We start from the raw sequence: 25,818 nt of genomic DNA on the forward strand, positions 1-25,818 counted from the left end.
CGTGGCCCTCCACATCCGCCGCGTCCTTTTGGCGGCAGCCTACGAACCAGGTTAGGGACCGAACCGGCGCTCCGGGGGGATTCACCCGCCGGAGTGATCAGTCCACCAGGTCCCGCACCACCGCGTCCGCCAGCAACCGCCCCCGCAGCGTCAGCACGGCCCGCCCCTCCTCGTACGGCCCTTCCTGGAGGAGCCCGTCCGCCAGCGCGCGCCGGGACGCCGCGAGTCCCTCCTCCTTCAGCAAGGAAAGCGGCGCCCCCTCCCGCAGCCGCAGCTCCAGCAGGATCCGCTCCACGCGCCGGTCCTCCTCGGACAGCAGCTCACGACCGGCCCCCGGTGAACGGCCGGAGGCGAGCGCCGCCGCGTACGCCCCCGGGTGCTTGACGTTCCACCAGCGCACCCCGCCGACGTGCGAGTGCGCCCCGGGACCCGCGCCCCACCAGTCGGCGCCGCGCCAGTACAGCTCGTTGTGCAGGCAGCGGCCCGCCTCCGAGGTGGCCCAGTTGGAGACCTCGTACCAGTCGAAGCCCGCCTTGCTCAGGGTCTCCTCGGCGATCAGGTACCGGTCCGCGTGCACATCGTCGTCCGTCATGGGGACCTCCCCCCGGCGGATCCGACGGGCCAGCTGCGTGCCCTCCTCCACGATCAGCGCGTACGCGCTGACGTGGTCCGGACCCGCCCCGATCGCCGCGTCCAGCGAGGCCCGCCAGTCGTCGTCGCTCTCGCCGGGGGTGCCGTAGATCAGGTCCAGGTTCACGTGCTCGAAGCCCGCCGCCCGCGCCTCCGCGACACAGGCCTCGGGGCGGCCGGGGGTGTGGGTGCGGTCCAGGATCTTCAGCACATGCTGCCGCGCGCTCTGCATGCCGAAGGAGATCCGGTTGAAGCCGCCCTCCCGGAGCGTGGCGAGGTACGCGGGGTCGACCGACTCCGGGTTCGCCTCCGTCGTGACCTCGGCGTCCGGCGCCAGGCCGAACTCCTCGCGGATGGCGCCCAGCATCCGTACGAGATCGTCGGCGGCCAGCAGCGTGGGCGTGCCGCCGCCGACGAACACCGTGCGGACCTGGCGCGGGTCGTCGCCGAGCACCTTCCGGGCGAGCCGGATCTCGTCGGTCAGCGTGTCCGCGTAGTTGTCGCGGGACGCCAGCACACCGCCGGTGCCGCGCAGCTCGGTCGCGGTGTAGGTGTTGAAGTCGCAGTAGCCGCAGCGGGTCGCGCAGTACGGGACGTGCAGGTAGAAGCCGAGGGGGCGGCCTGTGGCCCCGGCCAGCGCGTGCGCGGGCAGCGCGCCGTCGGCGGGGACGGGCTCGCCGTCGGGGAGTGCGGAAGGCATGCCTTCCATTGTCCAGCACGGCCGCCGTTACTCCGCCTGGAGCACCAGCAGGGCGAGGTCGTCCTCGGGCGGGCCCTCCCCGAAGTCGTCCACCAGGCGGCGGATCCTTTCCGCGATCGGTTCGGCGCCGAGCCCGGCGCAGCCGGACAGGGCGCGGGCGAGGCCGTCGCCGTCGTCGAACTGGCGGGAGCCGGAGCGCCGCTCGGTCACCCCGTCGGTGACGCACAGCAGGCTGTCGCCGGGCCGCAGGTCGAAGGTCTCGCTGGTGTACGTCTCGTCCTCGACCACGCCGAGCAGGGTCTGCGGGCCGGCGGCGGTGCGCACGGTGCCGTCGGGGCTCAGGACGAGCGGGAGCGGGTGGCCGGCGGAGGCGAGGGTGCAGCGGACCCCGCCGTCGTACGGGGTCAGCTCGCCGTAGAGGAGGGACAGGAAGCGGGTCTGCGGGCCGTCGCCGGTGGCCACCGGCCGGCCGCCGGCGGCGACGAGGGCGCGGGCGGCGGCGTCGGCGGCCTCGGTGGCGTCGTCCAGGAGGAGCTGGTTGAGGCGGTCGAGGACGTCGGCGACCCGGTAGCCCTCGCGGGCGAGGAGGCGCAGCCAGGGGCGGGCGAGGCCGATCACGACCGCCGCCTCGGGCCCCTTGCCCTGGACGTCGCCGACGGCGAAGCACCAGCGGCCGTCACCGGCCGGGAACAGGTCGTAGAAGTCGCCGCTGGGGCCGCCCTTGTCGCAGGGCTCGTAGACGAGCGCACTGCTCACGCCGGGGATCTCGGCGACCGCGCCGGGCAGCAGGCCGCGCTGCAGGACGGCGCTGATGGTGGCCTGGCGGGCGTACTGGCGGGCGGCGCCGATCGCCAGGGCGACCCGGCGGCCGAGGTCCTCCACGAGCCCGGTGACCTCGTCGGGGAAGCGCGCGAGCCCGCACCGGCCGATGACCAGCGTGCCGAGCGGCCGGCCGCCCGCGATCAGCCGGTACGCCAGCGCCGTGCCGTCGGCGCCCTGCGGGCCGAGCGCGTGGCCGGGCCACGGGTACGGCTCGGGGCCGGAGCGCAGCGCCTCACCCGGGCAGAGCGGCTCCTTCTCCAGGGCGCAGCGCAGTTCCTCGATGCGGTTCTCGCTGGCGTGCCAGACCCGGTCGGGACCGCCGGCGGCGCCGCCGCGCACGGTCGCCTCGTCCTCCAGCCACACCGCGCACCAGTCGGCGAGCCGGGGCACGATGAGCTGACCGGTGAGGGCGGTGACCAGGGTCTCGTCCAATTGTCCGGCGAGCAGGTCGGAGGCCTCGGCGAGGAACGACAGCGCGCCCCGGCCGAGCCAGTCCCGGTCGCCGTCGGCGCGGTGCGGCTGCGGGGCCAGGTCCTCGGCGACCTCCAGGGGGGCGTCCGGGGCGGGGCCGTCCGGGTCCTCGACGCCGCCCGGGGGCAGCCGCGCCCAGACGGTCTTGGCGCCGGCGCGGTAGGTGACGCCCCAGGTCTCGGCGAGCGTGGTGACCAGCCGCAGGCCGCGCCCGGACTCGGGGGTGTCGTACGGCCCCTCGCCGCCGAGCGGGTCGCGCGGGGCACGGGAGGGATGCCGGTCGCCCACCTCCACCACGAACGCCCCGGTCTCCTCCAGCAGCCATTCGACCACCACGTCCGTACCGGCGTGCACGACGGCGTTGGTGACCAGCTCGCTGACGACGGCCATGGCGTCGTCGACGAGCCGCGCCGGGATCGCGCACACCTCGGACGCCTCGGCCAGCGCGGCCCGCACCAGCGCACGCGCCGACCCGGGCGCGAGAGGGCTTCCGGGCAGCGTGGTGCGCCCGCGCACCTCCCGGGCCCGGGGCTCGCTCTCCCGCTGTGTCGGGATGGCCGCCATGTCCATGCGGCCAGGGTGACAGACAGGGCGCACCTATAAGCGCTGAGTTACCGAAGTGGGCAGAAGACGGCCACTTTCGAACGCCCGTGACTGTCAAAGGGGCGCGGGGCTGTGCCCGGTGTGCGGCCCCGCCGCGTGGCGCGAGCGACCACGGCGGAGCCGCACACTCACCGGACCGGCCCTTACTTCTCCCGGGTCCCGGCGTACATCTCCTCGATGAGGTGCTTGTACTCCCGCTCGACCACCGGCCGCTTCAGCTTCAGGCTCGGCGTGATCTCCCCGTGCTCCACGTCGAGGTCCCGCGGCAGCAGCCGGAACTTCTTGATGGTCTGCCACTTCTGCAGTCCGGCGTTGAGCTGCTGCACATAACCGTCGACCATCTCCACGGTCTGCGGCGCGGCCACCACCTCGGCGTACGGCTTGCCCTCCAGCCCGTTCTCCTTCGCCCAGTCCAGGATCGCGAGCTCGTCCAGGGCGATGAGGGCGGTGCAGTAGTTCCGGTCGGCGCCGTGCACCAGGATGTTGGAGACGTACGGGCACACCGCCTTGAACTGGCCCTCGACCTCGGCGGGGGCGACGTACTTGCCGCCGGAGGTCTTGATGAGGTCCTTCTTGCGGTCGGTGATGCGCAGATAGCCGTCGGGCGAGAGCTCGCCGATGTCGCCGGTGTGGAACCAGCCGTCGGACTCCAGCACCTCGGCGGTCTTCTCGGGCAGCCCGTGGTAGCCCTCCATGATGCCGGGGCCGCGCAGCAGGATCTCGCCGTCGTCGGCGATGCGCACCTCGGTGCCAGGCAGCGGCTTGCCGACCGTGCCGGTGCGGTAGGCCTCGCCGGGGTTGACGAAGGAGGCGGCGGAGGACTCGGTGAGGCCGTAGCCCTCCAGGATGTGGATGCCAGCGCCGGCGAAGAAGTAGCCGATCTCGGGCGCGAGCGCGGAGGCCCCGGAGACGCAGGCGCGCAGCCGGCCGCCGAAGGCCTCGCGGAGCTTGGCGTAGACGAGGGTGTCGGCGACCTTGTGCTTGGCGGCGAGGCCGAAGGGCACCGCGGCGGTGCCGGTGCGCCGGAAGTTGTCCTGGCTCACCTTGGCGTACTCGCGGGCCACCTCGGCGGCCCACTGGAAGATCTTGTACTTGGCCGGACCGCCCTCGCGGGCCTTGGCGGCGACGCCGTTGTAGACCTTCTCGAAGATGCGCGGCACGGCCGCCATGTACGTCGGCTGCACCACCGGGAGGTTCTCGATGATCTTGTCGACGCGGCCGTCGACGGCGGTGACGTGCCCGACCTCGATCTGGCCGGAGGTGAGGACCTTGCCGAAGACGTGGGCGAGCGGCAGCCACAGGTACTGCACGTCGTCCATGGTGACGAGGCCGGTCGCGGCGATCGCCTTCGCCATGTACGCCCAGTTGTCGTGCGGGAGCCTGACGCCCTTGGGGCGGCCGGTGGTGCCGGAGGTGTAGATGAGGGTGGCGAGCTGGTCCTTCTTGATCGCGCCGACCCGCTCCTTGATCAACGACGGGTGGGTCTCCAGGTAGGCCGCTCCGCGCCGCTCCAGCTCGGCGAGCGTGATCACCCAGTCGCTCGTCTCCACGCCCGTCGCGTCGATGACGACGACCTTGGTCAGCTCGGTCAGCTCGGCGCGCTTCTCGACCGCCTTGGCGACCTGCGCCGCGTCCTCGGCGATCAGCACCCGGCTCTCGGAGTCGGAGAGGATGAAGGCCGACTCGTCGGCGTTGGTCTGGGGGTAGACGGTGGTCGTGGCGCCACCGGCGCACAGGATGCCGAGGTCGGCGAGGATCCACTCGACCCGGGTGGAGGAGGCGAGCGCCACCCGCTGCTCGGGCTGCACGCCCAGTTCGATGAGGCCGGCCGCGATCGCGAACACCCGCTCGGCCGCCTGCGCCCAGCTGAGCGACTTCCAGTCGTCGGGGCCCTGGCCGGAGGCGGCCGGTACCGGGTAGCGGTAGGCCTCGGCGTCCGGTGTGGCCGCCACGCGCTCCAGGAAGAGGGCCGCCACGGACGGCGGACGGTTCTCGATCAAGGTCTGTGTGTCGCTCACGACATCCTCCGGGGCCCGCGACGGCGCGGCTGTACTCGGTGCGGCTGGGTTAACTCACGGTGGGGGCTCGAGCTTTGTAACACTGTTGTTTAACTCGCGAGTAACTATCGAGCAGGGATCAGAGTAAGCCGCGACCGGCTGCCGCGTAAGGGGCATCGGCCTGTCACTTTCCACGCAGAGCGACGCTACGCACGCGTAGGGGCCCGCCGCACTTTCGCACGACGAGCCCCTTTGTGTCCGCGTTTATGGACGTAACCCGTTGTTACCGCTAGTTACTTCTTGCCCTTGGCCGACCCCGCGCTGTCATCGCTGGACAGGACGGCGATGAAGGCTTCCTGCGGAACCTCCACGGAACCCACCATCTTCATCCGCTTCTTGCCTTCCTTCTGCTTCTCCAGCAGCTTCCGCTTACGGGAGATGTCACCGCCGTAGCACTTGGCGAGGACGTCCTTGCGGATGGCGCGGATGGTCTCGCGGGCGATGACCCGGGAGCCGATGGCGGCCTGGACCGGCACCTCGAAGCTCTGCCGCGGGATCAGCTCCTTGAGCTTGGCGACGAGCCGCACGCCGTACGCATACGCCTGGTCCTTGTGGGTGATCGCCGAGAAGGCGTCGACCTTGTCGCCGTGCAGCAGGATGTCGACCTTGACCAGGGAGCTGGTCTGCTCACCCGTGGGCTCGTAGTCCAGGGAGGCGTAGCCGCGGGTCTTGGACTTCAGCTGGTCGAAGAAGTCGAAGACGATCTCCGCGAGCGGGAGGGTGTAGCGGATCTCGACACGGTCCTCGGAGAGGTAGTCCATGCCGAGCAGGGTGCCGCGCCGGGTCTGGCACAGCTCCATGATCGCGCCGATGAACTCCGTGGGCGCCAGGATCGTGGCCCGCACGACCGGCTCGAAGACCTCGTTGATCTTCCCCTCGGGGAACTCGCTCGGGTTGGTGACGACGTGCTCGCTGCCGTCCTCCATGACCACGCGGTAGACCACGTTGGGGGCGGTGGCGATCAGGTCGAGGCCGAACTCACGCTCCAGCCGCTCCCGGATCACGTCCAGGTGCAGCAGGCCGAGGAAGCCGACGCGGAAGCCGAAGCCGAGGGCCGCGGAGGTCTCCGGCTCGTAGACCAGCGCGGCGTCGTTGAGCTGCAGCTTGTCCAGGGCCTCGCGCAGCTCGGGGTAGTCGGAGCCGTCGAGCGGATACAGACCGGAGAAGACCATGGGCTTCGGGTCCTTGTACCCGCCGAGCGCCTCCGTCGCCCCCTTGCTCTGGCTGGTGACGGTGTCACCGACCTTGGACTGCCGGACGTCCTTCACACCGGTGATGAGGTAACCCACCTCACCGACGCCGAGGCCGTCGGCCGGCAGCATCTCGGGCGAGTTGACGCCGATCTCCAGCAGCTCGTGGGTGGCGCCGGTCGACATCATCCTGATGCGCTCGCGCTTGTTGAGCTGGCCGTCGATGACACGGACGTACGTCACGACACCGCGGTAGGAGTCGTAGACGGAGTCGAAGATCATCGCGCGGGCGGGCGCGTCGGCGACCCCGACCGGCGCCGGGATCTCCTTGACGACCTTGTTCAGCAGCGCGTCGACGCCGAGACCGGTCTTCGCGGAGACCTTGAGGACGTCCTCCGGGTCGCAGCCGACCAGGTTCGCCAGCTCCTCGGCGAACTTCTCCGGCTGGGCCGCCGGCAGGTCGATCTTGTTCAGTACGGGGATGATCGTGAGGTCGTTCTCCATCGCCAGGTAGAGGTTGGCGAGGGTCTGCGCCTCGATGCCCTGGGCGGCGTCGACGAGGAGGATGGTCCCCTCACAGGCGGCGAGCGACCGCGAGACCTCGTAGGTGAAGTCGACGTGCCCCGGGGTGTCGATCATGTTGAGGATGTGGGTCGTGCCCTGGTCGGGGCCCTCGGTGGGGGCCCAGGGCAGACGCACCGCCTGGGACTTGATCGTGATTCCGCGCTCGCGCTCGATGTCCATCCGGTCGAGGTACTGAGCACGCATCTGCCGCTGCTCGACCACACCGGTCAGCTGGAGCATCCGGTCGGCGAGCGTGGACTTGCCGTGGTCGATGTGCGCGATGATGCAGAAATTGCGGATCAGAGCCGGGTCGGTACGGCTCGGCTCGGGCACATGGTTAGGGGTCGCGGGCACGCAGGGTCCTGTCTCTTGAGGCGCCTTATGCCTCGGGTCGGATCGATACGTAGTCTCCATGGTCCCACGCGGAGGGACCGGGCACCGTTTTGGGCCGCTCGCAGGGCCACTGGTACTGTAGATGGCTGTGCCTCATGTCCTCTCAGCGCGAGGCGCGTCAGAGAAATTTTGGATCACCGGTACGGGACCCGCGCGGCCCCGCACCAGAACCTGAAAAGGCTCCTTCGTGGCGAACATCAAGTCCCAGATCAAGCGGATCAAGACCAACGAGAAGGCTCGGCTGCGCAACAAGGCCGTCAAGTCCTCCCTGAAGACCGCGATCCGCAAGGCCCGCGAGGCCGCTGCCGCGGGTGACGTCGAGAAGGCCACCGAGCTGCAGCGCGCTGCCGCGCGTGCCCTCGACAAGGCCGTCTCGAAGGGCGTCATCCACAAGAACCAGGCCGCCAACAAGAAGTCGGCGCTTGCTTCCAAGGTCACGTCCCTCAAGGGCTGAACCTCCTTTTTGATCTGACCGCCGGAAGGACCCAGAGCGGGCCCTCTCTCATCCGCTCCCGCCCGGCACCCCCGGATTCGCACGCGGCCTGCGTTCGCCACGCGGGTGCGAGTCCACCAGCTTGATCCGAAGGCCCCGGCACCCTCCCTTCCCCAGGGTGGGCGGCGGGGCCTTCGGCATGCCCCTCTTACGACCGGAGCCGGGCCGCGCGCGTCGGCGCGCGTGGTGTCGGCCGTGACGTCACGGGTCGGGTAGCGGACGGCGATGGCGGGTGACTCCCGGCCGCACGGTGCCTGGCGTCCGGACCGCCGCCGGCAGTGCCCGCCGGCAGTGCCCGGAAGGGTGTGCGTGTCCCTGCGGGAGGGGGCGTTGTGGGGCTTGCGGACGAGCGTGCGGACGACCGTTGCGGGCAGGGCGTGGGCTTCCCTGGGTGGGCCTCCCTGGGTGGGCGCCCGATCCGCCCCGGCTCAGGAACCGTTCAGGACCAGGTCCGCCCGAGTCCGCGCCGGATCAGCTCCGGCCCCTCGACCGCGCCGCACGGGCGATCGTCACGACCGCCTTCTCCAAGGCGTACTCGGGATCGTCGCCCCCGCCCTTCACCCCGGCGTCGGCCTCGGCAACGGCCCGCATCGCGACCGCGACGCCGTCCGGCGTCCACCCCCGCATCTGCTGCCGCACCCGATCGATCTTCCAGGGCGGCATCCCCAGCTCCCGCGCCAGATCCGCCGGCCGCCCCCCACGCGCGGAGGACAGCTTGCCGATCGCCCGCACGCCCTGGGCCAGCGCGCTGGTGATCATCACCGGCGCCACGCCCGTCGCCAGCGACCATCTGAGCGCCTCCAGCGCCTCCGCCGTACGCCCCTCCACGGCCCGGTCGGCGACCGTGAAGCTGGAGGCCTCGGCCCGGCCGGTGTAGTACCGCCCGACGACCGCCTCGTCGATCGTCCCCTCCACGTCGGCGACCAGCTGGGAGACCGCCGAGGCCAGCTCCCGCAGATCGCTGCCGATGGCGTCGCAGAGTGCCTGGCACGCCTCGGGCGTGGCCGACCGCCCGAAGGAGCGGAACTCACCCCGCACGAAGGCCAGCCGGTCCGCGGGCTTGGTCATCTTCGGGCAGGCCACCTCCCGCGCTCCCGCCTTGCGCGCGGCGTCCAGCAGCCCCTTGCCCTTGGCCCCGCCCGCGTGCAGCAGCACGAGCGTGATCTCCTCGGCGGGCGACCCGAGATATGCCTTCACGTCCTTGACCGTGTCGGCGGACAGGTCCTGCGCGTTGCGTACGACCACGACTTTCCGCTCGGCGAAGAGCGAAGGACTCGTGAGCTCGGCGAGGGTGCCGGGCTGCAACTGGTCCGGGGTGAGGTCGCGTACGTCCGTGTCGGCGTCGGCGGCCTTGGCGGCGGCCACCACCTCCTGCACGGCACGGTCGAGCAGGAGGTCCTCCTGGCCCACGGCGAGCGTCACCGGGGCGAGAGGGTCGTCATTCGCAGTCTTCCTGGCCATCACCCACAGCATCCCACGCGGCACTGACAACGAACCGGCCCCGGCACCCTGACCGGTCCCGGAGCGGACCCGGAGCCCCGTCTCGGGGTCACGGCTCCTCGCGCCAGCCGTCCCACTCCCCGGCGAACTCGTCCAGCTCCGCCGGGTCCAGCCGCCCGTCCTCGTCCCGCAGGACCACCAGCCACTGCGCATCCTCGGCGTCGTCCTCGCCGGCCAGCGCGTCCCGGACGATCCGGGGCTCCTCGTCCAGCCCGAACCGCTCGCCGAGCACCTCGGCCACCTCCTCGGCGGCATCCCGGTCCGGCAGCACCAGCACGTGTCTCACATCGCTCACGGGCCCATTCTCCGGCACCCTTCGGAAGGCCGGGACGGCGCCGTACACCCAGGTCAGGCCTCGGTGCGCGGCGGGCACGTCAGGCGTAGGCCCGGACCCATTTCGCGGGAATCCGACACCAACGCCGGAACCGGACGCATTACGAATCCGGGTTTCTGCTCCGGTTCCGGTTCCGGTTCCGCACAGTCGGCACGCGGTCCAGCTCGATCCCGAACCGCTCCCGGTACGCCGTCAGCACCTCCTCGTCCGTCTCCAACTCCCACGTCGCGCGCGCACCGTCGCCGGCCGTCGTCTTCAGTTCCCGCCCGCTGAGCGTGATCCTCCCTCCGTCCTCGGTGACCCGTGAGCAGACCAGTGACCGGGTGAAGTGCGACAGCGGCGAGGTGCTGTGCCACCAGACCCCGGCCGCGAAGTCCCCGAGCACGCGGGGCCGCGTCTCCAGCCGGTACTGCGGGCTGCCGTCCCGTACGACGTCCAGGTCCCCGGAACCGGCCGAGCCGCCTCCGCTCACCCCGGCCGCGTCCGGCCCGGCCGCCACCACCCGGAACACGCCGGCCGGGTCCACCTGCTCCTCGCGTTCCGCGTAGCTCAGCGGGTGGTGACTGTGCGCGCCGAACCCGACGTCCGCGAGCCAGGTCTCCCCCTCCACCGTCCGCACCCGCAGGGCGAGATGGTCGTACGGGATGCCGAGCCGCCCCTCGTCGGCGTACCCGCGTGCCGCGAGCAGCTCGACCTCGTATCCGAGCGCGGCGAGCAACGTGCCGAAGGCGCCGTTCAGTTCGTAGCAGAAGCCACCCCGTCCGCGCCCGACCACCTTGTCCAGCAGCCGCTCCTCCTCCAGCACGATCTCCTCGCCGAGGTGGATCGACAGGTTCTCGAAGGGGACGGTCCGCAGATGGCGCACCTGCAGCTCGCGCAGCGCCCGGCCGGTGGGCTCCTGCGGGTGCTCGGCCCCGATCCGGCGGAGATAGGCCTCGACCTGGCTTGAGTTCATGGCCCCAGTCTGGCGAACATCCGGTCCTCAGTCTCTCGCCACCCGCACCTCCCCGTCCTTCCCTCCCGTCCCGCCGACCGCCAGTTCCCCGTCCCGGTCGGTGCGCAGCACCAGCGCCCCGCCCTCCCGCAGCGCTGCCACGGTCGCCGGTGCCGGGTGGCCATAGGGGTTGTCGGCGCCGCACGAGATGAGCGCCACCCGGGGAGCCGCGAGCCGTATCAGTTCCGGGTCCTGGTAGGCCGAGCCGTGATGGGCCACCTTCAGGACGTCCACAGCGGCCAGCTCGGCCGCCGCCGGTGACCGCACCAGCGCCTGCTGGGCCGGCGGTTCGAGGTCGCCCAGCAACAGCAGCCGCAGCCCGCCCGAGCGCACCAGCATCGCGACGCTGGCGTCGTTCGGACCGTCCGGCTCGGGCACCGGGCCCGGCCAGTACGGGCTCTGGGTGTCCCAGGGCGGCCGGGTGCTCGGCGGTGGCCACAGGACCCGCCAGGAGAGCGCTCCGCCACGCCGTTCCTCTCCCGCTACGGCCCGCGTGACCGGGATGTGCCGCGCCGCCGCCTCCCTTCTGACGAACTCGGCCTGGTCGGCGGGCTCCTCATACCCCGTGGTCTCGATCGCGGCCACGGAACGGCCCCGCAGTACCCCGGGCAGTCCCGCCACATGGTCGGCGTGGAAGTGGGTCAGGACGAGGAGCGGGATGCGCGTGATGCCCAGCTGCCGCAGACAGCGGTCGACCAGCGCCGGATCGGGGCCGGCGTCCACGACCACCCCGGCTCCCTCGCCCGCCGCCAGTACGGTCGCGTCGCCCTGTCCGACATCGCACATCGCGAACCGCCAGCCCGGCGGCGGCCAGCCCGTGATCACCCGGGTCAGCGGCGTCGGCCGCACCACCGCGAGCAGAAGCAGCACCCCGAGCAGCCCGCACCACCACGGATGCCGGGTGAGCCGCCGCCCGGCCAGGACGACGGCGACCGTGACCGCCGCGAGCAGCAGCGCTCCCGGCCCGCTCCCCGGCCAGTCCACTCCCGCGCCGGGCAGCGCCGCCCCCGTCCGGGCCACACCGGCGATCCACTCGGCGGGCCAACTCGCGCACCAGGCCAGCGCCTTGGCCGGCACCATCGCCAACGGCGCCGTCATGAGCGCCGCGAACCCCAGCACGGTGGCCGGTGCCACCGCCACCTCGGCGAGCAGGTTGCACGGCACCGCCACCAGGCTCACCCGCGCCGACAGCACCGCCGTGACCGGGCCGCACACCGCCTGTGCCGCGGCTGCCGCCGCCAGCGCCTCCGCGAGCCTCGGCGGCACCCGGCGCCGCCGCAGCGCCTCGCTCCAGCCCGGTGCCAGGACGAGCAGCGCGCCGGTGGCCAGCACGGAGAGCAGGAAGCCGTAGCTGCGGGCCAGCCACGGGTCGTAGAGCACCAGCAGCAGAGCGGCCGTGGCCAGTGCCGGGATCAGGGATCTGCGGCGCCCGGTGGCCAGGGCGAGCAGCGCGACCGCACCACAGGCGGCGGCCCGCAGCACGCTGGGGTCGGGCCGGCACACGACCACGAATCCCAGCGTGAGCACCCCGGCGAGCAGCGCGGTCGTCCGCAGCGAGAGGCCGAGGCGCGGGGCGAGACCACGGCGTTCGACCAGCCGGGCCAGTCCGGGCGGCCCGATGAGCAGCGCCAGCAGGACGGTGAGGTTGCTGCCGGACACGGCGAGCGTGTGCGCCAGGTCCGTCTCCTTGAAGGCCTCGTCCAGCTCGGGCGTGATCCGCGAGGTGTCCCCGACGACCAGCCCGGGAAGGAGCGCCCGCGCGTCCCCCGGCAGACCGTCGGTCGCCTCCCGCAACCCGGCCCTGAGCCGTCCCGCGAACCGTTGCGGCCCACTGGGCCCCGCCACGATCCGCGGCACCGGCCGGCCGCGCACCCGCAGCACGGCCGCGGTCCGCTCCCCACCCGCCAGCGCGGGCGCCAGCCGCCCGCCGACCCGCAGCCGCGTGGACGGCAGCAACCCGAGCCAGGCATCACGAGCGCCCTGCCTGCCCCGCGCACCCTTACTGTCGTGCGTGCCCCACGCGCCCTGCTCACCGTCGGCCGTCCCTCCCGGCGGGGGAACATCCGCGTCGACGACCAACAGCACCGGAGTCCGCGTCCGCACACTCGTCCCGTCGCTCTGTTCGACGCGCCGCACCTCCGCCCGGGCCAGTACCGCCTGCGGCGCGGCGTGATCACCGCGCACCCGTGGGCGGCTCAGCCAGGGGTCGCCGCTCACCTCGACCTCGGTGGTCACGATCGCGTACCGCCGGGCCAGCTCGGGTACCGGCCCGCGCCGCAGGTCCGCTCCGTGCAGCCCCGCCGAGGTGGCAGCCGCGGCGACGCACAGCAGCACGGCGGCGATCGAAGCGCGGGCCCACGCGGACCGCCCGAGCGGCCGTCCGGCCTGCGCTCTCCGCGTGACCTGCCCGGCCGGTACGGGCTGTGCGGGCCGTGGAGCCCTCCGCGCCGCCAGCAGGGCGAGCCCGCCCACCAGGCAGACGATCGCGATCCCGGCCGTCCAGCCCGCCGGGGTGTCCAGCGTCAGGGCCGCCGTGCCCCAGGCCGCGAGCGCGGGCGGCACCAGACGCAGGTCCATGGGCCCCGCCCGGTCGCCGCGAGCGGCGGTCCCGTCTTCCCTGGTGTCACGGACTACGGCGTCGCCGGCCTCCGGGTGTCCTGACCGCCGGCCTCCCCGCCGGGCCTGCGCGAGTACGCCGGAACTCCCGTGCCCCGGCGGCCCGTCGGTGATCGCCCGGCTCATGGCCGCACCAGGTTCCGCAGATCACCGAAGCGGCGGTCGCCGATGCCGTTGACCTCGCGCAGTTCGTCCACCGAGCGGAAACCGCCGTGCTGTGTGCGGTAGTCGATGATGTGCTGAGCGAGGACCGGGCCGACTCCCGGCAGCGCGTCGAGCTGGTCCGCCGTGGCCGTGTTGAGGGAGACGGGCGCCGCGGGGCCCGTGCCGGCCGGTCCGGAGGCGGGCCCGGTCGACGGGCCGGGCGGAGGTACCGCCCCGGCGGGCGCGCCGACGACGACCTGTTCGCCGTCGACCAGGAAGCGGGCGCGGTTGAGCCCTTCGACGCTTACGCCTGGCCGGACACCGCCTGCCGCCCGCAGCGCGTCGGCCACCCGGGAGCCTGCCGGCAACCGCTGGATGCCCGGGTGACGGACCTTGCCGCTGACGTCCACGACGATCTGCCCACCGGGAGTGGCCGAGGCGCCCGCACCCGCGCCGGCGGCCTCAGCGTCGCCTTCCTTCCTGGTGTGGTGCGTGTCCGACTTGGCGTAGGGCACCTGCGCGCGCACCACTTGAGGCGCGCTCACGGACTCGGTCCGCCCGGCCCAGAAGTGCTGCAGGGCGAACACCGCGGCGGCCACGAGCACCACGGCGAGCGCCATGACTCCCCGCCGCTCCACCCCGCACCGCGCCTGCAGCCACACCGGCAGCCGCTCCCGCAACCCCGGCCCGAACCGCTCCCACCAGCGGGGGCCTGCGCGGTCGGCCAGCCCTGACCGGCTTACATACCCCGCTGGTTCCGGGTCGTGGGTCGTGCTCGGTACCGGAGTCGGCATCGGCGCCGGCCCGTCGGCCGGCACGGCGTGCGGTGGCTCGGTCGGCGCAGGCACGACCGCGGCCGACATCGCCCTCGCCGGGACCAGCCCGGGTGCCCGGCCCGTGACAGACGCCGTGGCCGATGCCGTAGCCACCTGCGTATCCGCCCCCGTCGGCGCCTCGGTCGCGGCCCCGCTCGCCATCGTGGTCGCCGGGCCGTCGGACCCCTCCCCGTCCGGCGGCCCGTTCCCCGACTCCCGCCGTCGCACGGCCCGTTCACCGAAGAGGAGTTCCGCTCGGCGGCGCAGTTCCTCGGCCGGCGCCGGCGGCCGCTGGCGGGTACGGCCGCGGTCGATGCCACGGCGGTGGCGGATACGGCCGTCGGAGGTGGGGCCGCGGCCGGGGCCGCTGGTCGGAGTCGCTGTGCGTGAACGTGATCGAAGAGCCATGCGACGAGGATGGGACATCCCGCCGAATCGCGATGATCTTGTTCAATTCCCGGGGACAACAGCCCGGTTGTGGATAACTCCGCCACCCGTACGAGTGACTGGCTCAGCGGGGTGAGATCACCGCTCCGAGCAGCCCGGGACCGGTGTGTGCCCCGATCACCGCCCCGATCTCGCTGACATGGAGGTCGGCCAGGCCCGGCACCCGTTCGCGCAGCCGGTCGGCGAGCGCGGCGGCACGGTCGGGGGCGGCGAGGTGATGGACGGCGATGTCGACCTCGGCATCGCCCGCACGCTCGGCGGCGATCTCCTCCAGACGCGCGATGGCCTTGGACGCCGTACGGACCTTCTCGAGCAGGTCGATGCGGCCGCCGTCCAGCTGGAGCAGGGGTTTGACGGCGAGTGCGGAACCGAGCAGCGCCTGTGCGGCTCCGATGCGGCCGCCACGGCGCAGATAGTCGAGGGTGTCGACATAGAAGTAGGCGGACGTGCCCGCGGCGCGCTTCTCGGCGGCCGTGACGGCCTCGTCCACCGTGCCGCCGGTTCCGGCTGCCTCGGCCGCGGCGAGCGCGCAGAAGCCGAGGGCCATCGCGACCATCCCGGTGTCCACCACCCGTACCGGCACCGGCGCCTCGCGGGCCGCGAGGACGGCCGCGTCGTAGGTCCCGGACAGCTCGGCGGACAGATGCAGGGAGACGATGCCGCTCGCTCCGGACTCGGCGATCCTGCGGTAGGTTTCCGCGAACGTCTCGGGGCTCGGGCGCGAGGTGGTGACGGGACGCCGCTTCTGCAGAGCCTGGGCCAGGGAGCGGGTCGAGATCTCGGTGCCCTCTTCGAGCGCCTGGTCGCCGAGGACCACGGTCAGGGGCACCGAGGTGATGCCGTGACGCTCCATCGTCCGCGGCGGCAGGTAGGCCGTTGAATCGGTGACGATCGCGACATGGCGGGACATGAGCTGGAGGTTACCTGCCGTAGTGCTCGTGCGGCAGCCCGCCCCCCGAGGTGGGGGCGGGAGCGGCCGGGTCAGGTGGTGCTCTCGGGGCGCGGCTTCTTCTGCCAGGGGTAGGTGAGGCGCGGCGACGGCGGGGTGATCGCCTGGCGCGCCTGCTCCTCGGCGGACGTCCGCGAGCGGGCGTGCTGGGCCGCCGGGCCGTCGGGTGTGGACGCGGCGGATGTCTCGGGCTGCGGTCGCTGCGCCGGACCGGGACGGGCCGGGGTCCAGTGGCGCAGGGCGTCGGCCTCGATGTCTATCTGGTCGCCGAGCGCGCCCAGATCGTCGTCCACGAAGCGGCGCGCCCGGTCGCGGACCGCCCAGCGCAGTGAGTCCGCGGACGTGGTGATGCGTTCGGCGCGGCTGCGCAGCTCGGGCAGCCGCGCGCCGAGTTCGGCCCGGTCCGGTTCCGACTCCAGCCGCCTGAGGTCGGCGTCCAGTTCGTGCCCGTGCACGCTGAGCCGCTCGAAGAGGCCGAGGGACTCCTTCAGCGACTCGTCCTCGGCCGCACCCGCGCGCAGGGCGTCCTGAGTGGCACGCATGGAGGTGCGCAACGCGAGTCTCAGCTGCGCGATCTCGGCTGCCGGGCCGATCTGGACGAACGACTTGGCGCGCAGCGTGTGGTCCTCGACGGTGCGGCGGGCCTGCTCGATGGTCCGGTCCACCCCGCGCTTGGCGGCGCCGACCGCCTTGACCGTGGCGTACGCGCCAAGACCGATGAAGAGCACGAAAAGCAGGGCGAACACGGCGATCACTGCTTCCACGGCGCTCCTCCTCCGGCAGGTGCGGCACACGCCGCTGTGCTTTCCACGGTAAACGCAGCGGGCAGGCCCGGAGTTCCAGAAAAACCCCGAACCTGCCCGTAGGGGACTACCCCGAGACTGCCCGCTCCGGTGGCCTGACGGTCACGCCGGAACGATGTTCACCAGCTTCGGCGCCCGGACGATCACCTTGCGGATGCCCGCGCCGTCCAGCGCCGCGACGACCTTCTCGTCGGCCAGCGCCACCTTCTCCAGCTCCTCCTCGGAGATGGCCGGCGGCACCTCCAGACGGGCCTTGACCTTGCCCTTGATCTGCACCACGCAGGTCACGGTCTCGTCCACGACGTACTCCGGGTCGGCGACCGGGAAGTCCTGGTGGACGACCGAGTCGGTGCGGCCCAGTTTGCGCCACAGCTCCTCGGCGATGTGCGGGGCCAGCGGGGCGACCATCAGCACCAGCGGCTCGGCCACCGAACGCGGCACCGCGGTGCCGGCCTTGGTCAGGTGGTTGTTCAGCTCGGTGACCTTGGCGATGGCGGTGTTGAAGCGCAGGTTCTCCAGGTCCTGGCGGACACCGTCGATCGCCTTGTGCAGGGCGCGCAGGGTCTCCTCGTCGGGCTCGGCGTCGGTGACGGTGACCTCGCCCGTCGCCTCGTCGACGATGTTGCGCCACAGCCGCTGCAGCAGCCGGAACTGGCCGACCACCGCGCGCGTGTCCCACGGCCGGGAGACGTCCAGCGGGCCCATGGCCATCTCGTACAGGCGCAGGGTGTCGGCGCCGTACTCGGCGCAGATCTCGTCCGGGGTCACCGCGTTCTTCAGGGACTTGCCCATCTTGCCCAGCAGGCGGGTGACCTTCTCGCCCTGGTAGTAGTACGCGCCGTCCAGTTCCTCGACCTCGGCGGCCGGCACCGCGATGCCACGGCTGTCGCGGTAGACGTAGGCCTGGATCATGCCCTGGTTGAACAGCTTGTGGAACGGCTCGGCCGACGACACGTGACCCAGGTCGTACAGGACCTTGGACCAGAAGCGCGCGTACAGCAGGTGCAGCACGGCGTGCTCGGCGCCGCCGACGTACAGGTCTACACCGCCGTGCGGCCGGCCCTCGCGCGGGCCCATCCAGTACTGCTCGATCTCGGGGTCGACCAGCTGCCGCTCGTTGTGCGGGTCCAGGTAGCGGAACTCGTACCAGCAGGAACCCGCCCAGTTGGGCATGGTGTTGGTCTCGCGGCGGTACTTCTTGGGCCCGTCGCCCAGGTCCAGGGTGACGTTGACCCACTCCTCGTTGCGCGACAGCGGGGTCTCGGGCTGGGTGTTCGCGTCGTCCGGGTCGAAGGTGCGCGGGCTGTAGTCCTCGACCTCGGGCAGCTCCAGCGGCAGCATCGACTCGGGCAGCGCGTGGGCGACGCCGTCCTCGTCGTAGACGATCGGGAAGGGCTCGCCCCAGTAGCGCTGGCGGCTGAACAGCCAGTCGCGCAGGCGGAAGTTGACGGTGCCCTCGCCGATGCCCTTGTCCTGCAGCCATCCGGTGATGCGGGCCTTGGCCTCGACGACACCCAGGCCGTCCAGGGAGACCTCGTCGCTCGCGGAGTTGACCAGCTTCGCGTCGTACGAGACGAAGGCGTCGTCCCAGGCCGCGGTGTCGGTGCCGCGGCCGTCGGTCGGCTCGACCACGCAGCGGATCGGCAGCTCGAAGGCGCGCGCGAAGGCGAAGTCGCGGGTGTCGTGCGCCGGGACGGCCATGATCGCGCCGGTTCCGTAGCCCATCAGGACGTAGTCGGCGATGAAGACGGGGATCTGCTCGCCGTTGACCGGGTTGGTCGCGAACGCGCCGGTGAAGACGCCGGTCTTGTCCTTGGCCTCGGCCTGGCGCTCGACGTCGGACTTCGAGGCGGCCTGCGCGCGGTAGGCGGCGACGGCCTCGGCCGGGGTGGCGTGTCCGCCGGTCCACACCTCGTGCGTGCCCTCGGGCCAGGCCTCGGGGGTGAACTTCTCGACCAGCGGGTGCTCGGGCGCCAGCACCATGTAGGTCGCGCCGAACAGGGTGTCCTGGCGGGTGGTGAAGATCGTGATGTGCTCGCCGTCGATCGGGAAGTCGACGCGGGCGCCCTCGCTGCGGCCGATCCAGTTGCGCTGCTGCAGCTTGATGGCCTCGGGCCAGTCCAGCGCCTCCAGGTCCTCCAGCAGCCGGTCGGCGTAGGCGGTGATGCGCATGTTCCACTGACGCAGCTTGGCCTTGAAGACCGGGTAGTTGCCGCGCTCGGAGCGGCCGTCGGCGGTGACCTCCTCGTTGGCCAGCACGGTGCCCAGGCCCGGGCACCAGTTGACCGGCGCGTCGGAGGCGTAGGCCAGGCGGTACTCGCCCAGGATGTCGGCGCGCTCGCGGACGTTCAGTTCACTCCACGCGCGCGTGGTGCCCGGAATCGCGCGCTCACCGGACTCGAACTGCGCGATCAGCTCGGAGATCGGGCGGGCCTTCTTCGCCTCGTCGTCGTACCAGGAGTTGAAGATCTGCAGGAAGATCCACTGGGTCCACTTGTAGTAGTCCGGGTCGATCGTGGCGAAGGACCGGCGCTTGTCGTGGCCCAGGCCCAGCCGGCGCAGCTGGGCCTTCATGTTCTCGATGTTGGACTCGGTGGACACGCGCGGGTGCGTGCCGGTCTGCACGGCGTACTGCTCGGCGGGCAGGCCGAAGGCGTCGAAGCCCAGGGTGTGCAGGACGTTGTGGCCGGTCATGCGCTGGAACCGGGCGAAGACGTCGGTGGCGATGTAGCCCAGCGGGTGGCCGACGTGCAGACCCGCACCCGAGGGGTACGGGAACATGTCCATGATGAACTTCTTGGGCTTGGCGGCCAGCCCGGGGTCGCCCGCCAGGTCGCCCTTGGGGTTCGGCGCCGCGTACGTGCCGTCGGCGTCCCAGAAGTCCTGCCAGCGTGCCTCGATCTCGGCTGCCATGGCGGCCGTGTAGCGGTGCGGCGCGGCCTCCGCCGACGTGGCGGCGGCAGCGGGGTTCGTCTCGCTCATGATCCTCAAAGCTCCATCGATCGTCTCTGCCTGCGGAAATGAAAAAACCCCTCGCACAGGAGGGGACGCCGCGCCGATGCCGACCTCACCGGTTCGACCCGGGGTCGGTACTGATCAGCGCGGCCCGCTAAGCAGAAGGCGTACGGCACGCATGGCGCTAGGGTACCGCAGGCCTCGAGCGAGCGGCGACGGCCTTGAGCAAGCCGCGATCCGCTTCCGTATCCCTGGTGGACATTGCCACGACCACGAGGGGAGCTGAACCAAGGTCAACGATTACTTCGCGTACCGTCCGCAAAGGGACATCACCCCAGTCGCATGGTCCGTTGATAACAACGCAATAACTCAAACCCCCGTACTGATCGGTATGGCGCCACTTAGAGTTCGGCAGCGGGACCGCCTTCCCGAAACTGCTCGGAGTTGCCCCCATGAACCCTCGTCGTAGTACCCGCTCCCTCCCCAAACCGGGCCGCTCGGCCTATGGGGTGGCATCGGCTGTCGTCCTGCTGCTCATACCCGTGGTCGTGCTGGCCGGAGGCAACCAGTTCCGCGACTTCCTGAATTTCGGCGCGGGTGTGTTGTCCCTGGTCTCGCTCAGCTGCTCGGTGATCTGGGGCCTGTTCGCGCAGGACCGGATCTTCCTGAACATCCGGCAGCGGATCGTCGGCCAGGCGGTGCACCGCACGCTCGGGGTCGCCTCGATCGCGTTCCTCCTGCTGCACATCACCACGAAGGTCGCACTCGGCCACACGAAGGCGATCGCCGCGATCATTCCGTTCTCGCTCGGCGTCACCGGAATCGGCGGCCTGATCGGACTGGGTTCGCTGGCGGGCCTGCTGATGATCTTCGTGGGCGTCACCGGCGCCCTGCGCAGCAATTTCGCCACCCCGGCCCCGGTCGCCGCCCGCTGGCGCGCCATGCACATGCTCGCCTACCCGGCCTGGTGCGCCGCGCTGATCCACGGCCTGTACGCGGGTCGCGCGGCCAAGCCGTTCTTCGTGATCTCCTACGGCCTGTCGCTGCTGGGCGTGATGGCCGCCCTCGCGCTGCGCGCCGCCCCGCGCCCGGTCAAGCGCCGGGTCGCCGACCGGCTGGTGGCGCTGTTCGGCAGCTCGGAGCGGCCGGGACTGGAGGAGCTGGACGCGAGCCGTTCCCGGGTGGCCGAGCCGGCTCCGGCGGGCTTCGAGGGCCGGCGCGAGCCCAGGGGGGCCACCGCGCCGGCCGCGCCGCTGTACCAGTCCCCCGCGGCCCCCGCGGCGGAACCCGCGTCGGGCTTCGCGGCCGCCTACCGGGCCGTTTCCACACCGGGCCGCTCCCGGCAGGCGTACCCGGCCGGCCAGACCGCCCGCATGGACATGCCGCTGGACATGCAGGCCACGGAGGCCATGCCACGCGTGGACGGCGGCTCCAGCACCTCGGGCAGCTGGCCGATCCCGTCCCCGCCGCCGGTCGGCGAGGCCCCGCCGTCCGTGTACGACCCGCTCCAGGACACCGGGCAGACCATTCCGGTCTACGGCAATCCGGGCACCGCTGGGTACGGCGGAAGTGACATGTACGACACCGGTGAGACAAACGGCCTCTACGGCACGTACAACGCCGGTGACACGTACAACAGCGGTCCCGCTACCGAAACGCTGCCCGGCGCGTCCTACGACACTCCGGGTTCGGGCGAACCTTGGAACACGCCGTCCGGAGGCTTTAAGTGAACGAGGCCCTGCCCGACGTCCCAGAAGTCCGCGTGGTCGGCCTTCCGCAGCTCACGTCGGGCTTCGACCTTGTGGAACGGCTCGACCTGCCCATGCACCTGAAGGTGCACGGGCCGCTCGACCCGCTCGGCGGCGAGCAGCTCGCGCAGCTCGCCGAACGCATCAACCTCAGGGGCCGCGGCGGCGCGGGCTTCCCCTTCCACAAGAAGCTGCGCTCGGTCGCCGAGTCGGCGATCAAGCGCGGGGTGCGGCCGGTCGTCGTGGTCAACGGCAGCGAGGACGAGCCGGCCTGCCGCAAGGACACGGTGCTGATCAACCGCGCCCCGCATCTGATCCTGGACGGCGCGCTGCTGTGCGCGGAGGCGCTCGGCGCGCGGACGCTCGTGATCGGTGTCACACGCGAGTCCACGCAGCGTTCCATGGAGGCAGCGCTCGCCGAACGCGGCCTGAGCAACAGCCGTAGATCGGCGCTACGCGCGTGGGTGCAGCGCAACCCGGTGCGGATGGTCACCGGCGCCGCCGCCTCCCTGATCCGCTCGATCGACGGCGGCCCGGCGATCCCGCCCGGCCGCAAGATCAGTGCCTCGCAGACCGGCGTCGGCGGCGCGCCCACGCTGCTGTCCAACGCGGAGACGTTCGCGCAGCTGGCCATCGCCGCCCGCATCGGCCCCGAGCGCTACGGCAACACCGGTCTGTACGACGAACCGGGCACCGTCATGCTCACCGTGTCCGGAGCGGTCGCCCGCCCGATGGTGATCGAGGTCCCCACGGGTGTGCCGCTGCGCTACGTGCTGCAGCTGGCGGGTGCCCCGCCGGTGCCGCAGGGCGTGCTGACCGGCGGCTACCACGGCAAGTGGATCGACGCCGCGACCGTCAACGAGGCGATCGTCTCCCGCAACTCGCTGGACGCGGTGGGCGGTTCGCTGGGCGCGGGCGCGATCCTGCCGATCAGCCAGGAGACCTGCCCACTGGGCGAGTCGCTGCGGGTGGCGCAGTGGCTGGCCGAGGAGAGCGCGGGCCAGTGCGGGCCCTGCTACCTCGGACTGCCGGCCGCCGCGCGCGGCATGGAGGACATCCTCAACGGCGGCGGTCCGGCCGCCCTGGAGGCGCTGAAGCAGGTCGCGAAGAACGTCAAGCGCCGCGGCGCGTGTTCGCATCCGGACGGCTCGGCGATGTTCCTGGAGTCGACCATCAAGGCGTTCACCGACGACCTGGCCGCGCATGTCCTCGGAAACGGCTGCGGACGGCGCGTGGAGGGCGTTCTGCCGCTCTTCGAGGGAGGCAGGGCCCCCACGGGCATCCCAGGCGGCGGAGAGCCCGAGGAGACCGGTGCGAGCCGTCAGAAGATCTACGTCGACTGGACGCTGTGCCGGGGCCACGGACTGTGCGCCGACATCCTCCCGGAGGTGTTCGAACTCGGCGCCGACGGTTTCCCGACCGTCGCCCAGGCGCAGGTGCCGCGGTACGCGGAGGCGAAGGCCCTGCGCGCGGTGCGCCGCTGCCCGGCGCTCGCCCTGCGCATCGAGGAGGACACGCGCGGGCAGGCGCCGTCGCGCAACCTTCCGGTCGTCTCCCAGGGCCGCGGCCGGCGCGCTCTCGGCCGCTGAGCACACGAAGGGGCGTCACCCGGACCGGGTGACGCCCCTTCGATCGACTGCGACTCTCCGGACGCAACACGCCGAAAGCGGACCATCCGTCGGGATGATCCGCCTTCGACTTCTGTGGAGCTAAGGAGAATTGAACTCCTGACCTCCTGCATGCCATGCAGGCGCTCTACCAACTGAGCTATAGCCCCTTGTTTTGTTGTTTCGCCCGGTTCCCCCGGCGACGACTTAAACATTACAGGGCCGGGGACGCAGCGCCAAATCGGTTTCGGCTTCGCACCGATGCAGCCACTAATGTCTTATTTTGTTCGGTGATCGCCGTCCTGGTGCTTCGGGACCTGAGCCGCCGGACGACGCCATGGTTGCGGCACGCGCGCGGTGCGGCCGTCCCGCCGTACGGCTCATGGCGGTTCCGGGCGGACACGGTGTTCGCTGCGGGCCGGGCCGGTCATGCCGAGGGAACGGTCAACCGGGCTGCGTGGCGTTCTGGCGCGCGTTCTGCGCACACCCGACCCGGGAGCCCTCTCTGGGCCGCCTCGGCGGCCGTCGTGACCGCTCTGGGTCTCGCGGCCGCCGCGGCGGCGGAGTTGCGCGGGCGGCGGTACCGGGCGGTGTGCGCCTGCGCGGTCACCGTCCTGGTGGGTGCCGCACGGAACCGGGCGCCCCGAACTGGTCCAGGGGAACCCGGAATTGACGGTTTCGGCCCTCTATGCGCCAGCCGGGGCGCTGGTCCCCGTGGCGGTCCGGACCTCGTCGCCGTAACGCGACCACGGTGCGCCCCGGTATCAGGCGGTGACGAAGGAGTAGAAGCGCTTGAGTGTGCAGTGCTCTTCCAGAAGGCGGCCGTAGATCGGTTCGCCCTCCAATTCCCGGTACGTCTCGATCGGGTCGCCTTTTATGATCAGCGCCCGCGCGCATTCCTCGCACCAGTACTGGTAGTCGGGATTGATCGGCTCCATGTCACGGACGATCGGCGTACCGCTCCCACACCAGTCACACTTTCGCCTGTGTGCACCCATCGATCAGCTCCAGCAGTGGCCGCAGGCCGTGCACACGTAGGAGATTCCACCGTTGTCGCCGAGGACCTGGGCGACATGCGCGGAACCACAGGAAGGGCAGCTCAGCCGGGTGGTCGTGTCCCGTATCAACGCCGCACCGAGGAGGTGGCCGCCCTCCTCAAGGATGCTCGCAGGCATCGCTACTCCCTCCCGTCGGGCCACGCCCCCTTCCGGCCGTTTGATTCTGCCACGGCCGGAGCAATACGGTCAGCGACGCCTCAGTACCAGTCCGGACACGGCGCCCGCCGCAGCCGCTGAGGCCAGCGCCCAGGCACACACCGAGAACGCCTCCGCAGAGGTATACGAGCGCAGAACACCGAATGACTCAAGCCGGTTCAGGAACAGTGTGCCGAAAGACGCCACCCCGATCAGCTGGCCGAGCTGGGTGACCGTCGCCAGCAGACCGCTGGCGTCCGCCGCGTCCTCGGGCCGCACGGTGGCGAGCGCGCCGGTGAGCGTCGGGCTGAAGGCGAGCGCCAGCCCGGCGCCGAGGCCGGTGTATCCGGCGTACAGGACCGCTCCCCCGTCGCCGCCCCCGTGGAAGGCGAGCCCCACGACGGCCACGGACACCGCGGTCAGCGCGAACCCGGCCGGGGTCAGCGCCCGCTGCAGCCCGGCGGGCCACCTCCGCCAGGTCAGGCTGACGGCACCGAAGACGCCGGCGGTCGGGGCGAAGCTCAGGCCGGCCCGCAGCGCGCTGTAGCCGAGGCCGCCCTGGATGTGCAGGGTCAGCGCGAAGAGGAAGCCCGCGTTGACCGACATCACGGCGAGGATGCGGAAGACGGCCAGGCCGATGCCGGGGTGGCGCAGCACCCGGGGCGCGATCAGCGGGGCGCCGCCGCGCCGGGCCAGCCGGGTTTCGAACCCGCAGAACAGCGCGAACAGCACGACAGCGCCGGCCAGTGACAGCCAGGACCACAGCGGCCAGTCCTCCTCCTGCCCGAGCACCAGCGGCACCGTCAGCAGCGACACGGCCGCGCCCAGCAGCACGAGTCCGGGCAGGTCGAGCGCACGGGCCCGCTCCCTCCCGCTCACCCCGCCCAGCGGCAGCACCCGGCGGCCTAGTACGAGCAGCACGGCGCCCACCGGCACGTTGACGAGGAACACCGGCCGCCAGCCGGTGCCGAACAGATCGGCGCTGACCAGGACGCCGCCCGCGATCTGTCCGGCCGCCGCGCCGACGGCGAGGACCGCGGAGTAGGCGCCGAGCGCCCGGGCCCGGGCCTCGCCGGTGAAGGTCCGCTGGATCAGGCTGAGCACCTGCGGGATGGCCAGCGCCGAACCGGCGCCCTGCACCAGCCGGAAGACGATCAGCTCGGTCGCCCCCTGCGCCAGACCGCAGGCGAGCGAGGCCGCGGTGAACAGGGCGACGCCGGCGAGGTGGACCCGGCCGTGGCCGAGCCGGTCGCCGAGCCGGGCGCCGGTGATCAGCAGCACGGAGTAGGAGATGGCATAGCCGGCGACGACCAGTTGCAGGTCGGCGCCGGAAGCACGGAGTTCGGTACCGATGGTGGGGGCGGCGACGTTCACGATGAAGACGTCGAGGGCCGCCATGAACAGGGCGGTGAGCAGGACCGCGAGCAGCAGCCGGGGCCGGTTGTCAGTGCGGGGTGCTTCACTGTCGGTGACGGGTGATGCGGGACCGTCGGCGATCGAGGGGTCACTGTCAGTGGCGGGTGCTTCACTGATCGCAGGGTGGGAACCAGGCCCGTTGCCCGGCCCGGTTCGGGATGTCGTCGTCATGGCACCGAGCCTGACGACGGTCCGGTACGGGTGCCGAGAGCCCGGCGATGCTGGTACTGCCAGCACCTGGCAGGGCCGGGCCCGGGTGCCGACGATGAGGACGGGGGACGACGGGGATGACGGGGGATGACCGGGGGAGCGCAGGACATGACGGGAATGGCGGGCGATGACGGGGGTCTCACGATGGCGACGAACACGAGCAG

General features: G+C 71.9%; 18 protein-coding genes and 1 tRNA gene. 3 read left to right on the forward strand and 16 right to left on the reverse strand.

Annotated features, from left to right (window positions below):
* Positions 1 to 97: 97 nt before the first annotated feature.
* The 4 genes from hemW to lepA form a co-directional block, all read right to left on the reverse strand.
* Positions 98 to 1,330, reverse strand: a complete 1,233-nt coding sequence (gene hemW / locus ACQPXS_RS17590; protein ID WP_433450260.1) for a radical SAM family heme chaperone HemW — start codon at positions 1,328 to 1,330, stop codon at positions 98 to 100.
* 27 nt (positions 1,331 to 1,357) lie between these two features.
* Positions 1,358 to 3,187: a SpoIIE family protein phosphatase gene (locus ACQPXS_RS17595; RefSeq protein WP_433455846.1), complete on the reverse strand. Its 1,830-nt coding sequence runs from the start codon at positions 3,185 to 3,187 to the stop codon at positions 1,358 to 1,360.
* Between the two features lie 182 nt (positions 3,188 to 3,369).
* Entirely contained in the window at positions 3,370 to 5,244 is a 1,875-nt protein-coding gene (locus ACQPXS_RS17600; protein ID WP_433450262.1) for an AMP-dependent synthetase/ligase, read from the reverse strand.
* A gap of 272 nt (positions 5,245 to 5,516) precedes the next feature.
* Entirely contained in the window at positions 5,517 to 7,391 is a 1,875-nt protein-coding gene (lepA, locus tag ACQPXS_RS17605) for a translation elongation factor 4 (RefSeq protein ID WP_351797820.1), read from the reverse strand.
* A gap of 226 nt (positions 7,392 to 7,617) precedes the next feature.
* Between lepA and rpsT the strand changes: the two genes are divergently transcribed.
* The gene (rpsT, locus tag ACQPXS_RS17610; protein ID WP_067006864.1) at positions 7,618 to 7,884 is read left to right on the forward strand and encodes a 30S ribosomal protein S20; all 267 of its coding nucleotides are present in this window, start codon (positions 7,618 to 7,620) and stop codon (positions 7,882 to 7,884) included.
* Between the two features lie 510 nt (positions 7,885 to 8,394).
* Here the strand turns inward: rpsT and holA are convergent.
* The 8 genes from holA to leuS all read right to left on the reverse strand — a co-directional run bounded on the left by holA (position 8,395) and on the right by leuS (position 19,507).
* On the reverse strand, positions 8,395 to 9,384 hold the full coding sequence (gene holA / locus ACQPXS_RS17615) for a DNA polymerase III subunit delta (protein ID WP_351797819.1): 990 nt from the start codon (positions 9,382 to 9,384) through the stop codon (positions 8,395 to 8,397).
* Between the two features lie 88 nt (positions 9,385 to 9,472).
* On the reverse strand, positions 9,473 to 9,718 hold the full coding sequence (locus tag ACQPXS_RS17620) for a hypothetical protein (RefSeq protein WP_351797818.1): 246 nt from the start codon (positions 9,716 to 9,718) through the stop codon (positions 9,473 to 9,475).
* 139 nt (positions 9,719 to 9,857) lie between these two features.
* Complete coding sequence (locus ACQPXS_RS17625; protein ID WP_433450265.1) at positions 9,858 to 10,712, reverse strand: arylamine N-acetyltransferase family protein; 855 nt, start codon at positions 10,710 to 10,712, stop codon at positions 9,858 to 9,860.
* Between the two features lie 27 nt (positions 10,713 to 10,739).
* Positions 10,740 to 13,328 (reverse strand): ComEC/Rec2 family competence protein, encoded by a 2,589-nt coding sequence (locus tag ACQPXS_RS17630; protein WP_433450267.1) that lies wholly within the window; start codon positions 13,326 to 13,328, stop codon positions 10,740 to 10,742.
* A gap of 161 nt (positions 13,329 to 13,489) precedes the next feature.
* Positions 13,490 to 14,734, reverse strand: coding sequence for a helix-hairpin-helix domain-containing protein (locus ACQPXS_RS17635; RefSeq protein WP_433450268.1), 1,245 nt, complete (start codon positions 14,732 to 14,734; stop codon positions 13,490 to 13,492).
* Between the two features lie 103 nt (positions 14,735 to 14,837).
* Positions 14,838 to 15,683 carry a DegV family protein gene (locus ACQPXS_RS17640; protein WP_365333557.1) on the reverse strand — a complete coding sequence of 282 codons (846 nt, stop codon included), beginning with the start codon at positions 15,681 to 15,683 and terminating at the stop codon, positions 14,838 to 14,840.
* 71 nt (positions 15,684 to 15,754) lie between these two features.
* Positions 15,755 to 16,486, reverse strand: a complete 732-nt coding sequence (locus ACQPXS_RS17645) for a hypothetical protein (protein ID WP_433450269.1) — start codon at positions 16,484 to 16,486, stop codon at positions 15,755 to 15,757.
* Between the two features lie 141 nt (positions 16,487 to 16,627).
* Positions 16,628 to 19,507 (reverse strand): leucine--tRNA ligase, encoded by a 2,880-nt coding sequence (gene leuS, locus ACQPXS_RS17650; protein ID WP_433450270.1) that lies wholly within the window; start codon positions 19,505 to 19,507, stop codon positions 16,628 to 16,630.
* Positions 19,508 to 19,932: 425 nt separating this feature from the next.
* Between leuS and ACQPXS_RS17655 the strand changes: the two genes are divergently transcribed.
* Together ACQPXS_RS17655 and ACQPXS_RS17660 are read left to right on the forward strand one after the other, a co-directional pair.
* A complete protein-coding gene (locus ACQPXS_RS17655) occupies positions 19,933 to 21,210 on the forward strand; it encodes a cytochrome b/b6 domain-containing protein (protein ID WP_433450271.1) in 1,278 nt (425 codons plus the stop codon).
* Positions 21,207 to 22,817, forward strand: a complete 1,611-nt coding sequence (locus ACQPXS_RS17660) for an NADH-ubiquinone oxidoreductase-F iron-sulfur binding region domain-containing protein (protein ID WP_351797804.1) — start codon at positions 21,207 to 21,209, stop codon at positions 22,815 to 22,817. Before ACQPXS_RS17655 ends, ACQPXS_RS17660 begins: the two co-directional genes overlap by 4 nt.
* Before the next feature lie 115 nt (positions 22,818 to 22,932).
* Here the strand turns inward: ACQPXS_RS17660 and ACQPXS_RS17665 are convergent.
* The 4 genes from ACQPXS_RS17665 to ACQPXS_RS17680 form a co-directional block, all read right to left on the reverse strand.
* Positions 22,933 to 23,005: transfer RNA gene (locus ACQPXS_RS17665), tRNA-Ala, on the reverse strand.
* A 594-nt stretch (positions 23,006 to 23,599) separates the two neighbouring features.
* On the reverse strand, positions 23,600 to 23,833 hold the full coding sequence (locus ACQPXS_RS17670; protein ID WP_006136074.1) for a hypothetical protein: 234 nt from the start codon (positions 23,831 to 23,833) through the stop codon (positions 23,600 to 23,602).
* 3 nt (positions 23,834 to 23,836) lie between these two features.
* The gene (locus ACQPXS_RS17675; RefSeq protein WP_351797802.1) at positions 23,837 to 24,010 is read right to left on the reverse strand and encodes a hypothetical protein; all 174 of its coding nucleotides are present in this window, start codon (positions 24,008 to 24,010) and stop codon (positions 23,837 to 23,839) included.
* 69 nt (positions 24,011 to 24,079) lie between these two features.
* Entirely contained in the window at positions 24,080 to 25,615 is a 1,536-nt protein-coding gene (locus tag ACQPXS_RS17680) for an MFS transporter (protein WP_433450274.1), read from the reverse strand.
* Positions 25,616 to 25,818: the final 203 nt, after the last annotated feature.

Source organism: Streptomyces sp. CA-142005 (genome assembly GCF_050942335.1).
GTDB lineage: Bacteria > Actinomycetota > Actinomycetes > Streptomycetales > Streptomycetaceae > Streptomyces.